General features: G+C 44.2%; 14 protein-coding genes, 1 tRNA gene and 3 pseudogenes. 8 read left to right on the top strand and 10 right to left on the bottom strand.

Annotation, left to right across the window (positions count from 1 at the left end):
- Positions 1-3: 3 nt before the first annotated feature.
- From cobD to V7L05_RS02335, 4 genes and pseudogenes are all read right to left on the bottom strand, one after another.
- Positions 4-1,116, bottom strand: coding sequence for a threonine-phosphate decarboxylase CobD (cobD, locus tag V7L05_RS02320; protein WP_335161440.1), 1,113 nt, complete (start codon positions 1,114-1,116; stop codon positions 4-6).
- A gap of 26 nt (positions 1,117-1,142) precedes the next feature.
- On the bottom strand, positions 1,143-1,427 hold the full coding sequence (locus V7L05_RS02325) for an HU family DNA-binding protein (protein ID WP_292753636.1): 285 nt from the start codon (positions 1,425-1,427) through the stop codon (positions 1,143-1,145).
- Positions 1,428-1,759: 332 nt separating this feature from the next.
- Positions 1,760-1,915, bottom strand: a complete 156-nt coding sequence (locus tag V7L05_RS02330) for a hypothetical protein (RefSeq protein WP_335161442.1) — start codon at positions 1,913-1,915, stop codon at positions 1,760-1,762.
- A gap of 164 nt (positions 1,916-2,079) precedes the next feature.
- A pseudogene (locus tag V7L05_RS02335) lies at positions 2,080-2,258 on the bottom strand (Uma2 family endonuclease); the annotation flags it as partial.
- A 408-nt stretch (positions 2,259-2,666) separates the two neighbouring features.
- Between V7L05_RS02335 and V7L05_RS02340 the strand changes: the two are divergent.
- Together V7L05_RS02340 and V7L05_RS02345 are read left to right on the top strand one after the other, a co-directional pair.
- Positions 2,667-4,394 carry a S8 family serine peptidase gene (locus V7L05_RS02340; protein WP_335161444.1) on the top strand — a complete coding sequence of 576 codons (1,728 nt, stop codon included), beginning with the start codon at positions 2,667-2,669 and terminating at the stop codon, positions 4,392-4,394.
- Positions 4,395-4,510: 116 nt separating this feature from the next.
- A complete protein-coding gene (locus tag V7L05_RS02345; RefSeq protein WP_335161446.1) occupies positions 4,511-4,810 on the top strand; it encodes a hypothetical protein in 300 nt (99 codons plus the stop codon).
- Between the two features lie 11 nt (positions 4,811-4,821).
- Here the strand turns inward: V7L05_RS02345 and V7L05_RS02350 are convergent, their stop codons facing one another.
- A complete protein-coding gene (locus tag V7L05_RS02350; RefSeq protein ID WP_335161448.1) occupies positions 4,822-4,971 on the bottom strand; it encodes a hypothetical protein in 150 nt (49 codons plus the stop codon).
- Between the two features lie 75 nt (positions 4,972-5,046).
- Here V7L05_RS02350 and V7L05_RS02355 point away from each other — a divergent pair, with 75 nt between their 5' ends.
- The 5 genes and pseudogenes from V7L05_RS02355 (at position 5,047) to V7L05_RS02375 (ending at position 9,126) form a co-directional block, all read left to right on the top strand.
- Positions 5,047-6,336, top strand: coding sequence for a glucose-1-phosphate adenylyltransferase (locus tag V7L05_RS02355; RefSeq protein ID WP_334951075.1), 1,290 nt, complete (start codon positions 5,047-5,049; stop codon positions 6,334-6,336).
- 118 nt (positions 6,337-6,454) lie between these two features.
- Positions 6,455-6,964, top strand: a complete 510-nt coding sequence (locus V7L05_RS02360) for an AAA family ATPase (protein WP_335161450.1) — start codon at positions 6,455-6,457, stop codon at positions 6,962-6,964.
- 117 nt (positions 6,965-7,081) lie between these two features.
- The gene (locus tag V7L05_RS02365) at positions 7,082-8,077 is read left to right on the top strand and encodes a DnaJ C-terminal domain-containing protein (RefSeq protein ID WP_335161452.1); all 996 of its coding nucleotides are present in this window, start codon (positions 7,082-7,084) and stop codon (positions 8,075-8,077) included.
- A 213-nt stretch (positions 8,078-8,290) separates the two neighbouring features.
- Positions 8,291-8,779, top strand: a pseudogene (locus V7L05_RS02370) (RNA-guided endonuclease TnpB family protein); the annotation flags it as partial.
- Positions 8,752-9,126, top strand: coding sequence for an ABA4-like family protein (locus V7L05_RS02375; protein ID WP_335161830.1), 375 nt, complete (start codon positions 8,752-8,754; stop codon positions 9,124-9,126). The pseudogene V7L05_RS02370 and the gene V7L05_RS02375, both read left to right, overlap by 28 nt.
- A 226-nt stretch (positions 9,127-9,352) precedes the next feature.
- On the opposite strand, the gene V7L05_RS02380 is transcribed toward V7L05_RS02375, so the two are convergent.
- The 4 genes from V7L05_RS02380 to moaC all read right to left on the bottom strand — a co-directional run bounded on the left by V7L05_RS02380 (position 9,353) and on the right by moaC (position 11,201).
- A complete protein-coding gene (locus tag V7L05_RS02380; protein ID WP_334951034.1) occupies positions 9,353-9,568 on the bottom strand; it encodes an acetyltransferase in 216 nt (71 codons plus the stop codon).
- Between the two features lie 287 nt (positions 9,569-9,855).
- A complete protein-coding gene (locus tag V7L05_RS02385) occupies positions 9,856-10,164 on the bottom strand; it encodes a DUF3181 family protein (protein ID WP_334951036.1) in 309 nt (102 codons plus the stop codon).
- A gap of 119 nt (positions 10,165-10,283) precedes the next feature.
- The gene (locus V7L05_RS02390) at positions 10,284-10,541 is read right to left on the bottom strand and encodes a hypothetical protein (protein WP_335161455.1); all 258 of its coding nucleotides are present in this window, start codon (positions 10,539-10,541) and stop codon (positions 10,284-10,286) included.
- Positions 10,542-10,691: 150 nt separating this feature from the next.
- On the bottom strand, positions 10,692-11,201 hold the full coding sequence (gene moaC / locus V7L05_RS02395) for a cyclic pyranopterin monophosphate synthase MoaC (protein ID WP_335161457.1): 510 nt from the start codon (positions 11,199-11,201) through the stop codon (positions 10,692-10,694).
- Positions 11,202-11,235: 34 nt separating this feature from the next.
- On the opposite strand from moaC, the gene V7L05_RS02400 reads away from it, so the two are divergent.
- Positions 11,236-11,309, top strand: a tRNA-Arg gene (locus V7L05_RS02400).
- A 38-nt stretch (positions 11,310-11,347) separates the two neighbouring features.
- Here the strand turns inward: V7L05_RS02400 and V7L05_RS02405 are convergent.
- Positions 11,348-11,819 (bottom strand): annotated as a pseudogene (locus tag V7L05_RS02405) (MFS transporter); the annotation flags it as partial.
- Between the last annotated feature and the right edge of the window lie 55 nt (positions 11,820-11,874).

Below are 11,874 nucleotides of genomic sequence, written 5' to 3' on the forward strand. Positions count from 1 at the left end.
TCCCTACTCCCCACTCAGCGCTGTTAGTAAGCGTTGGTTATCGGACTCTTCACGTACAGCAACCCGGAAAAAGCGATCGCCTAGTTCTTTAAAGCTAAGGCAATCGCGGATTAAAATCTGGTGATGCTTGAGTAATTGTTGCTGTAACTGGGAAGTAGACTCTTGGGACTCAACTAGTAAAAAGTTAGCGGCACTTGCTTGGGGTTGCAATCCGGGGATTTTAGCCAAACCCTGAAAGAGTTGGTTTCGTGCAGGTGGTAGCCATGCCCAGGTTTGCTGCTGAAACTCCGTATCTTGGAGTGCCGCAATTGCCGCCGCCGCCGCTAGCGTGTTTACGGGCCAAGGATCACGCCATAGCTGCCATTTAGCTAGGCAGTCGGGGTGTGCGATCGCATATCCTAATCGCAGTCCTGGGAGACTGTAAAATTTGGTCAGCGATCGCAATACTACTAAATTCGGATATTCCTGTACCACCGGAATCAGGCTTTGTTCCTCATTGGGCGGCACAAAATCCATAAATGCTTCATCCACCACAACCAAAGCAAATTGCTCCAAGTAGGGCAAAATAGACTCCCGCGAAAATAACTTTCCGGTTGGGTTGTGGGGATTATTCAGCAATAGTCCTTTGTCCTTTGCGAATGACCAATGACCAATGACCAATGACCAATGACCAGTGACCCTGCGGGTTCGCAGTTGCTCATGGGGGAAACCCCCAAGACCGCACTGGCTCACTAATGACAAAGGACACTCCAGCACTTTAGCCTTGTACGCTACCAAAGTTCGGTAGTAGTCGCCAAAGGCTGGAGTTATTAAAATTGTCGCGGCTAATTGAGCTAATTCCCTACCGATTAAAGTGAGTAATTCTGCGGAGCCGTTACCCGGCAGAATCCACTCAGGCGGCAGTTGATGGAAGTGACTGAGAGCTAGTCTCAGTTCACTATAATTTGGGTCTGGATAGTGCTTAAGATTACCAAGTTGGGACTTAATAGCAGCGATCGCGCTATTTGGAGGCCCCAACGGGCTGATGCTAGCAGAAAAATCCAGAATAGCATCAGGGGAACAGCCAGCCAGTGCTGCTGCCCAGGCTAAATTTCCCCCGTGTGCAGGTTGCCGCATTAAAAAAGGGTTCCCGAAGACAGAACCTATGCTTTTGGGGGTGCTACCTTTTCTCTAAACAGTTTTCCTGCCGAGAACGCAGGAACCCTCGTCGCTGGAATTTCCATCTTTTCATTTGTCTTCGGGTTGCGACCCTCGCGGGCTTTACGTTCCCGTGATTCAAATGAGCCAAATCCCACCAACGTTACCTTATCACCAGAGGAAACCGCTTCAATAATCGTTTCCAAAGCGGCAGTTAAGACTTGATCCGCTTGTTTTTTGGTAACACCAGCTTTTTCAGCTACGGCATCAACTAATTCACCCTTGTTCATATCAAACTCCTGAAGGTTTACTTGAGATTATTTACGGATGCGCCTTGACACATCTGTACTGAAATCTCGGTTCGCGGAAATACAAAAATCATCCTTTGGGAGTATTTTTACTCAAAATCGCTGTACATCCCATCGGCTCGACTTTTCAATGAATCATTCTAAGGTGTTGTAGCCTAATGTGGATAGATGAAACCATTAATTTATATAGATTTCAGGATGTTTTGTAATATTAGGGTAGTTGTTTCCCTAAAAACCACCCCAAAACTAGGAAAAAATACCTAGTAAATACCGCAGTTGCACGGGGAACAGAGGAGTGGGCAGGTGGAAGATCGTTAGTATTTGTTGGGATTAATTACTAATGTTGAAGAGTTGTTGCTGAGAATAAAGTAAATATCTCGTCCTGCCACAACGTTATAACACCAGAATTCGGGGACTGCGATCGCAGCATAAAGCCTCAGCTTGTCTATTGCAGACCTGGAATGTTCCACCTCTAAGAGGTTGTTTGAAAAGTCACAAAATATACTATAAACCCCTCTCCAAACCTCTCCCCGAAGCGGAGAGAGGCTTTGAAACCCCCATTCCCTTGTAGGGAAGGGGGGCTAGGGGGGTTAGGTTTGGGAGGCTTTGATGTTACCAAAAATACTTTTCAAACAACCTCTAACACCAAGTCTGAGGGTGGGCGATCGCTATCTCAATATTTTCTTGATCTCGAACTAACGCTTCATTTTGGATGTAGTAGCTACTATCTGGCTCTGCTCTTTGCTCTAAATCATCTCGCGTTCAAGTTAGCGAACCAGCACGTTTAATTTCCCAGCCCAACTCTTCGCACATTTAGTTGTACTCAAAGGTTTCAAATTGTTACAAAATCGATATTGGCTAGCATGGATCAGATCAAGGCGATTAGAAGTTAGCAATTGTCTTAAGAATAACTTCCCGCCTTTTAAGCTTATTTGATGTTATTAGGACTTACGCACGAGTTACGGAATAACGAACCGCTCCAGGCGCAGAGAAGCCAGTGCGTTGCGGGGGTGGAGGAGTTTGTAGCAACTGGCGCGACACCGAGAAATCAGAGTTTGAGAGATATTTTGCGTAAGTCCTAGTTATCTCTGAAAAAATAGATTATAGTCACATCAAATAATCAAGGGTAAAAAACTACATAGTCCGCGTTAACGCTAAAGTGACTTATCCTGCTAAAATCACTATTTTGCTGATATAAAATAAATTTAATTTGAGGTAAAAATGAGGCACGAAAAACTTTCCCCCGGACTACTTTTGGCATTTCAAGACTATCAAAATGAAGGAGATAAAGCTTTAGTTCATCACAAAAAATCCCTTGGGATTATTGCCCACAAAAGTCCAGTTAAACCTACTAAGAGCGTCGTTTTTATCTACTGCGACCCTGATGCAGACTTGAGTTATTTATCACAACATAATATTGAAGTTAATCAAAACTCTGGGAGTGTGCGGACGGCTTTCTTACCCTTGGATAGTTTAGATGTCTTATCTGAAGAAGATGTGATTCAGAGGATTAAGCCATCACGCAAACTTCATTTGAGGATGGACACAGCACTGGAAAAAGTCAAACTGCCGGAGTTCAAGAACCAAACCGGACTGACTGGTAAAGGAGTAATCATTGGCATTATAGACAGTGGCATTGATCCGAAACACCCCGCCTTTGCTGGACGAATTTTACACATTTGGGATCAAACACTGCCAGGCCCAGGAGTGACGGAGGGCGGCTATGGGGCGGAATTTACGGGAGCGCAACTGACAATTTCTCAGGATACTGGCGGTCATGGTACTCACGTTGCTGGAATTGCCGCCGGTGCCGATGCTAACTATGGCGGTGTCGCACCAGAAGCGGAATTAGTTGTCGTCAGGTCAGATTTACAGGATGCCCACATTGCTGATGGCGTTCGTTATATTTTCCGAGTTGCTAGAGAGTTGGGACGCCCAGCAGTGGTAAATCTCAGCTTGGGTGGACACGCTGATGCTCATGATGGTAGCGACTCCTTATCGAAAGTCATTAACGCCGAAACGGGACCTGGAAGAATTGTTTGCTGTGCTGCGGGTAACGAAGGAAACTATAACATTCATGGAGAAGCGACGATACCCAGTGGACGCACTCGTGGTATGCGCTTTAATGTTCCTTTGAATCAAGTGGGCATAGTTTGGTTAAACGGTTGGTATTCCAAAGACAGCGAATTGGAAGTGTCGCTGCAAAGTCCTAATGGTTTTGTCACCCCCTTCCAAAAAATAATTACTCAGGGTAATGCTGCACAAGATTACCAGTTACCAGATGCACGGGTGCAATTAGCGACACCAGGGCCAGATAAAGCCAACAGCGACCATAATTTCTTTGTGCAAATACGTGGTATTGACCCCTCGCCAGTAATGGGAGGTGTTTGGCAGTTGAAAGTACGCAATGCTTCTGCAACTGACACATGTTTAAATGTGTGGACACTAGATGACAGTTCCTCAGTGTTTTTCACAGGCAAAAGTGTGAAAGATGCGATAAAAATCGGTTCGCCAGGAGCCGCCAGCAGTGCAATTACAGTTGCCGCCTATACTACTAAAGCCACGTACACAGATATTGATGACCAAGTGCGAGAAATGGGCTTAGAATTGAATACTATTTCGGAATTTAGTAGTGAAGGGCCTCTACGCAATGATGGACAGAAGCCCGATGTAGCAGCACCAGGAGCAATGATTGTTTCTACGCTTTCCGCCGATGCAAATTTTGACCGCTCATCGATGATTAATTCCAAGTTTGTGGTTCAGGCTGGTACAAGTATGGCGACACCATTAGTCAGTGGGTTAGTGGCACTGATGTTGCAGCGTGATCCTCAACTTGATCCGGCTGCTGTGAAAGATTTGCTACGTAAAAATAGCGCTATTCCCGGAAAACCCGCAGGCACATTTGATCACAAATGGGGTTATGGAGTGATTAACGCCTTAAATCTGTAATTAGACTGAGAAAGATGGATATTATTTCTGTACAAGGGTAGGCAATAACAACCTATAAATTTGATAAGTTGTAGGGTGGGTGAAAATTGCCTGCCCTTTTTACCAAGTTACTGCTCATGAATTATCAAAAACTAGATGCCGCCCTGGCGACAGCGCTCAATGATACTCAAGACCCAGAGGAACCGAGTTTAGCAGTTTTCATCCATACTGAACCAATTTTAGACTCTGCTGCAACTGCTGTTTTAGCAAGTTTAGGCGTCAGTGGTGTTACCAGTGGCAAAGATATTTTCACGGCAACACTGTCAGCAAATGCGATTTACCAGTTGTCAGAGCAACCTTGGGTGAAGTATTTGAAGCGATCGCAGCAATTAGGTTTGGTTAATCAGAGCAAAAGTTTAGGTAGCTTCAGTGTTTGATCAAGAAGAATTCAGGAGTCAGAATTCAGTACGACTGGGGTTGGCTGCGCGATCGCTCCCCAACTTTTCCCGTCAATTAATACAAATGTTCTAATTTCTTGTTTGCTAGCAGTGTCATTCATCACCAGCAGCATTCTAGAAAATTCATCCCTAAGAATCATATAATCACCCTTACCAGCTGCCACATACAGTCCTAAACTGGGAGTGAGAGTTGAAAGGCAGTCGGGAGAAATTTTGTGAAAAAAGTATTATCAATCATTCTTGGCGGTGGCGCGGGTACGCGTCTTTATCCCCTAACCAAACTCCGTGCTAAACCAGCAGTACCAGTAGCGGGGAAGTACCGCTTAATCGATATCCCTGTTAGTAACTGCATAAATTCCGAAATATTCAAAATCTACGTCCTGACACAATACAACTCAGCTTCCCTGAATCGTCACATCGCCCGCACCTACAATTTTAGTGGCTTCAGCGAAGGCTTTGTGGAAGTGCTAGCCGCACAGCAAACGTTAGAAAACCCCAACTGGTTCCAAGGTACAGCCGATGCTGTGCGTCAGTATCTATGGCTGTTAGAAGAATGGAATGTAGACGAATATCTGATTCTCTCAGGGGATCACCTCTACCGCATGGATTACCGTCTGTTTATCCAGCGTCATAGAGAAACGGGTGCTGATATTACTCTCTCAGTCATCCCCATAGACGAGCGCCGCGCCTCAGATTTTGGTTTAATGAAAATTGACGATTCTGGTAGGGTTGTTGACTTTAGCGAAAAACCTAAAGGCGAAGCTTTAACTAAAATGCGCGTCGATACCAGTATCCTGGGATTGACAAAAGAACAGGCCCAATTACAGCCTTACATCGCCTCAATGGGGATTTATGTCTTTAAAAGAGATGTTTTGATCAAGTTGTTGAAAGAATCTTTAGAACGGACGGATTTTGGTAAAGAAATTATTCCTGATGCTTCTAAGGATTACAATGTTCAAGCTTATCTATTTGATGACTATTGGGAAGATATTGGAACAATTGAGGCATTTTATCATGCCAACTTAGCGCTGACTCAGCAACCCCAGCCACCCTTTAGTTTCTACGATGAAGAAGCGCCAATTTATACCCGCGCTCGTTACTTACCTCCGACTAAACTTTTAGATTGCCACATCACCGAATCAATTATCGGCGAAGGTTGTATTTTGAAGAATTGCCGCATTCAACATTCAGTTTTAGGAGTGCGATCGCGGATTGAATCTGGCTGCGTCATCGAAGAGTCTTTGCTCATGGGTGCAGATTTTTATCAAGCTTCTGTAGAACGGCAATCTAACGTAGAAAAAGGTGACATTCCCGTAGGTATTGGTACTGACTCGCTCATTCGCCGTGCGATCATCGATAAAAACGCCAGTATCGGTCACGATGTCAAAATTATCAATAAAGATAATGTGCAAGAAGCTGACCGCGAAAGTCAAGGTTTCTACATCCGCAGTGGCATCGTTGTCGTGCTGAAAAATGCTGTAATTCCTGATGGAACGATCATTTAGTCATTAGTCATTAGTCATTAGTCATTGGTTAATAGTTACAAGTAACAAAGGACAAATGACAAAGCGCAAAGTTCTGAGCGCCGGCTTCCGGCGCTCAGAACTTTGTAAGAGAGGACAAATGACTAAACTCATCTTGTTAATTGGTCTTCCAGGTAGCGGTAAGTCAACTTTGGCAAAACAATTACTGGTAGAATGTCCCCAGATGTCAGTGATTTCTACGGATGCCATCCGGGGACAATTATTCGGTTCCCAAGCCATTCAGGGACCGTGGCTGCTGATTTGGCATGAAATTGAGCGGCAATTTCAGCAAGCTATTTCTACAGGTAATACAGCAATTTTCGATGCCACCAATGCCCAACGCCGCCATCGTCGTGAAGTCATTGCTTTAGCCCGTGACTTGGGCTTTACCCACATTAGGGGAATTTGGGTGGATACGCCAGTTTGGTTGTGTTTGGCACGCAATAAAAGGCGATCGCGCCAGGTTCCTGAAGAAATTATTTTGCGGATGCACCGTCAACTCCGAGATGCCTCCCCAAGCCTGGAAGAAGGGCTAGACAGCCTGATTCGCCGATCAGAAAAATCGGAGTACGGAAATTGCGATCGCTCGGTGAGCAAGAACCACACTTGATTTTCTATATTGTTTGTTAATTTAAAATCAGATTCTTTTGCTTGGCACTATACCTGCCAAACCACAAATCTCTGATCTTAAAAAAACATAACGGGAATTTCTATAGGAGGCTGGTAGATGGCTGCAACCGACTTCAAAGACTATTACGCTATTTTGGGAGTTAGTAAGACTGCCACTCCAGAGGAAATTAAACAAGCCTTTCGGAAACTAGCCCGCAAATATCACCCTGATGTTAATCCAAACAACAAACAGGCAGAGGCACGCTTCAAAGAAGTTAGCGAAGCTTACGAAGTGATCTCAGATGCAGATAAACGCAAAAAATACGACCAATTTGGTCAATATTGGAAACAAGCTGGTGAAGGTTTTCCATCCGGCGGCGTTGGTCCCGACATGGGTAACTTTGACTTCAGCCAATACGGTAATTTTGATGAGTTCATCAATGAGTTGCTAGGACGTTTTGGTGGTGCTAGCCCTCGTGGTGGGCGACAAAGTTACTCTTACAGCACTTCTACAGGTGCGCCAAGTGGTTTTAACGGCTTTAACGATTTTGCGTTTCAAGATGCAGGTGCGGCTAATACCCAAGATAGTGAAGCTGCGATCGCTCTAACTTTTGCTGAAGCATTTAATGGTGTGCAAAAGCGCTTCAGTTTAGGTAACGAAACAATAGATGTCCGCATCCCATCTGGGGCTAGAACTGGTACTCGCCTACGCGTGCGAGGTAAAGGTCAAATTAACCCGATGACTCAACAACGAGGGGATTTATACTTAAAAGTCGAACTTCAGCCCCACTCGTTCTTCCAAATGGAAGGCGATAATCTGGTTTGCGAAGTGGCAATCACACCAGATGAAGCTACTTTGGGAGCGTCTATTGATGTACCCACACCTGATGGTTCAGTTAATGTGAAGCTGCCTGCGGGAGTGCGTTCTGGTCAATCCCTGCGTTTACGTGGCAAAGGTTGGCCTGTAGGCAAAGGTGGACGCGGCGATCAGTTGGTGAAGGTGGCGATCGTTCCACCAAAAGACCTCAGCCAACAAGAGCGGGAATATTATGAAAAAATCCGGGCTATACGTACTTATAATCCCCGTAGTCATTTGCAGCAATTCAGGCTGTAAATATTTTTGATTGTAAAGAGGTGTTAGCGGAGCGGCAGGAAGTGCAGCTTCGCCCAAATTAATTAGGATAAATTTACAAGCTAGTCGGTAAGCGTAAAGCTCAGTCACAAAGCGTGTTGAGATACAAGCGACTCGTGCGGTAATAAAGGCATTGAATCTTTCGTGACCGTTTTTTACGCCAACTATGGCAGTATAAGATAGGAGGTAAGAAAGATGCTTGTTTTTGAGTTTAAAGCTTATGGGAAATCAGCCCAGTTCGCAGCAATAGATGACGCAATTAGGACTGCAAAGTTTGTTCGCAATAGCTGTATTCGGCTATGGATGGACATTAAGGATATAGGTAAAAACGATTTGCAGAAATATTGTGCTGTACTTGCGGCTAACTTTCCATTTGCTAACGAACTCAATTCAATGGCTCGTCAAGCCTCTGCTGAACGAGCATGGTCTTCTATTTCTCGGTTTTATGAAAACTGTAACAAGGGTATTCCTGGTAAGAAAGGTTTTCCCCAGTTCCAGAAAGATTGTCGTTCTGTTGAATACAAAACGTCAGGATGGAAGCTTGCGGATAATCGTAAAACCATAACTTTTAGCGACAAAAAGGGGATTGGAAAACTAAAACTCAAAGGTACTCGTGACCTGCATTTCTACCAAATAAACCAAATAAAACGGGTAAGATTGGTAAAACGTGCGGATGGTGTGTGGCGTATTTGTATTTGTTTATCAACAGCATTACGCCAGAAAATGCCAAAGCTTTATCGAATCCCCAATTAGCTGATATTGCGCGATTTTTTGCAGATGAAACAGCTGCTGCAACAGGTTGGATTCATTTTTTAGTGATGGATTTATTCGTCGGTCGTTGGATTTATTGGGAAGGGCAGAAAACAGGTATTTTGACAGTTCACTCCCTAGCTTTGTGTTTATTTGCTGGGCCTTTAGGATTACTGTCTCATATCTTGACTGACTGGATTGCTAAGGCATTTTTCCCGAAGTTTCAGCAGAATAAAACGGCGACGGTAACAGAACAAGAAGTATCATCAACTGGCACATAGTAGTAGGGGCAGACAGATGTACGCCCCTACTCTTGTTAGGTAAATTGATAATGCATAATCAGTTTACTTCCATTCCCAATTACCTGATTTTAAAATCAACGAAAATCGGCGGGAATCCCATCCCAACAAGAGGGGTGGGAGGAATAGCTGCCCGCCGATTTAGTCATTAGTACCAATGACTAATGACTTCGATTTCCCCTCGGCTTCAAGCCGGGGGATGAGTTAATTAAGCGTTGTCGTGTCTATAGTCGGCATCTAACCAACAGCGTGGTAGAACTTCACCTGAAGGAAAAACAAGATTTTCTTTTTTAAAAGTCTCAGGTTGCTGTTCTTCTTGACCTTCTTGGTCTTTTGCGTGAACAACATTAGTATTCGGGTCAAGTAATTCCTGAATTTCAACAATTTTTACCAATTCGCCACTATCTTTGACTTGTAAAAGCATCTAAATTGCCTCAATAAGTTTGCATGAAAGTTGAAAGTAAGTCTCAAGATAAACTCACTCCCATCTCAACCGATTCATCAGGATGAGATTCCTTAATTGTTAAAGGACATTTTTACCAGATATGCATACATAAATTGTACAAGATTCATCTATGTGTATCTGTGGTTTTTACTTTTATAAAATTGACACTGTAAATTCATCCTCAATTCAGTATCTCAAATTCAAAATTGAATCAGGGAATGCTGAGGAAGAAAATTGTTTAATTCAAATAATCTTGGTTTTGGCGATTAGATTTCGCGTTGATATTTTTCTAAAATATCTACTAAAGTCACCTGACATTGCAGTGGCAGTAAATCGATCAAAGGAAGTTCACTTCTACCGCCGCCAATTTTTATTGGAATTGATCCCAAGACTTCTAAAACTCGGTCTTCATTTACAGCGTTGGAAGTAATTAAGGGATACAGTTGCTCGGCAACAAGGGTATGCAGCTTGGCATTAGATAAATAAAGATGCCATTTGGCAACGTCTATATAGACGTTTTCGCCAATTTCAGCTGCTAGGGCTTCCAGTAGTTCTGTGGTGTTAGTCTTAGCCATAAAAATAACGCTACATTCAGAAAGAGTGCGAAATCTCAGTCTTTTTTACATTATCGCTCAATTAACAGGCTGATTCTACTACCACAGGTTACAATCGCCCCAGCATCAGCAATCCGTCTTCAGGTGGATTTGGGTGGAGTTTCGGTGTAGTTAGCGATCGCACCAATATAAATTAGATGCACCAACACTATTACTATCCAACTTGCAGTGACCCACGGTAGCCACTCCCAGGTAGTGCCTTTTAAGATGTGGAAAAACCACAAGCCAGAATTTATGGTAGCAGCGATCGCTATATGCACGGCAAAATTCATCCGGTCATCGATCTTGCGGTAATCTGGGTCTTTGCGATCGGGTTTGCGAGGCCAACGAGGAGGCATAAATATTTGTTACAGATTTAAATACACCCTATTCATTCTAAGGTTTTTGGGGTAGCGGTTGCTATTAGACTCCTATAACCAGTCATCGGGGAGTGGGGATGAGGGAGATGAGGGAGATGAGGGAGATGAGGAGTCTTTAATTTTGAATTGTTATTGCTCTGGCGACGAATAATCTGCTGATTTCCCGCCACTCTTACTTATTAAACGAATTGACTCAATTTGAATCGACTTTTCTAAGGCTTTTGCCATATCGTATAAAGTCAGGGCAGCCACAGAAACGGCGGTTAAGGCTTCCATCTCTACCCCAGTTTCAGCTTTGGTTTTGACTGTGGCTTGAATTTGATAACCAGGTAGTTGCGGATTGGGTATAATCTCGACTGCGATTTTTTGCAAAGGCGAGGGATGACACAGGGGAATTAAAGTGGCTGTTTGCTTGGCTGCCATAATTCCTGCCAATCTTGCAGTTGCCAACACATCTCCTTTTGGCACATTTCCGGCTTGAATGGCAGCGAAGGTGGCTGGCAGCATCCGCACATTGGCCTCGGCTACTGCTTGGCGGATAGTGGGTGCTTTGTCAGACACATCTACCATCTGTGCCTGTCCTTGGTAATCTAGATGGGTTAAGTTGGCAAAATGAGATGGAAAATTATCTTGCGTCATTTGGTTAGAACGTGTTAATATTGATTGTCGGTGAGGGCGTGTAGCTCAGTGGACTAGAGCACGTGGCTACGGACCACGGTGTCGGGGGTTCGAATCCCTCCTCGCCCGTTTTTGAAAGTTAAGAGTTGAAAGTTAGGAGTGAAGAATTAAAGTTCCTCACTCCTAACTTTTAAATTGTTCAAGGCGTAGACATCTGGAGCTAGACCTAGTGCAAAGCGCAGGGAGTTGGATAGGTCTTTGCTCGACTGGGTGAGGAAGATGACAAGTGCAACAGAAGCGATCGCAGCACCGTAGCCAAACATATTGCGGTAGCCTACAAGTTCTGATATGGTACCCAGAATAGGAGCAGCGATCGCAATCCCCAGGTCAAGTCCAGCTACACATATAGCAAAAATTTGCCCCCGTTCTTGTGGCAGTGAGCGGTCTGTCATCATCGTGATCATCATCGAGATTAGTGTACCACCACCAGCACCTTCAGCGATCGTAGCCAGTAAGAACACGATCGCGCTATCAGCCTGCCATAGCAGTATTAACGCTACAAACGTAGCAGAAAATACCAAAGGTGATAAATAAACCACGACCAAAGCGATCGCTTGCCTTACCAGCAAACACCCTGATACCAATTCTGTATGAAGATGCGCTAAAGCATATTTAAGTACAAGAAAGAAAAACG

This window comes from Nostoc sp. (genome assembly GCF_036917755.1).
Lineage (GTDB): Bacteria > Cyanobacteriota > Cyanobacteriia > Cyanobacteriales > Nostocaceae > Nostoc.